The sequence below is a fragment of the Sphaerimonospora mesophila genome, from assembly GCF_001417795.1.
GTDB lineage: Bacteria > Actinomycetota > Actinomycetes > Streptosporangiales > Streptosporangiaceae > Sphaerimonospora > Sphaerimonospora mesophila.
In genome coordinates, this window is sequence record NZ_BCBX01000024.1 from 1 (window position 1) to 633 (window position 633).

Here is a 633-nt window from a genome sequence, read left to right on the forward strand (position 1 = left end):
TGGCGCGCTGCGCTCTCGTCGGGTGCTCGCATTGGTGTGGCTGGCATCGGTAACCTTCGGGCGTGGAGAGGCGGACTCCATCAACTGAAGTTGATGACGAGAGCAGGATAGGCACCCACCGTCATCGACTGTCAACTAAAAGTGATGAAGCGGGGCGCGTGTCGCTCGAAGCTGATGTGGTGAGCAGTGGCTGACGATCCGAGCACGGCGAACACCACACGGTCCCTCGCCGACAAGATCGAGTGGTTGATCCAGAACCGCTGGCCGGCGGGCAGCAGACCGCCGAAGAACAATCTTGAGGCCGCAGCGGTGATCTCCGAGGCGACGGGCGAGGATCTGTCGTCGACCACGATCTGGAAGCTGCGGACGGGGAGGTCGGACAACCCTCAGCTCAAGACGCTAAAGGCATTGGCGAAGTTCTTCGGCGTGCCGATCGGTTACTTCGGCGACGATGAGGAGGCTGAAGTCACCGCCGACCAGGTGACCGCGTCCTCCTTAATCGGCGAGTCGGGCCTCAACCGGGAGGCCCTGCGCGCCCTGGCCGAGATGTCCGACGGCGGACGCCAGATCGTCGCCAACTTCATCATCAGCGCCGCCCGCCTCGAACGCGGCCAACGCCACGGCGGCCACGAC

At 64.1% G+C, this 633-nt stretch carries 1 protein-coding gene; it reads left to right on the plus strand.

Annotated features, from left to right (window positions below):
- Positions 1–246: 246 nt before the first annotated feature.
- Positions 247–633 (plus strand): helix-turn-helix domain-containing protein (locus AP234_RS00140; RefSeq protein ID WP_152990141.1); only part of this gene is annotated, 387 nt, incomplete at its 3' end.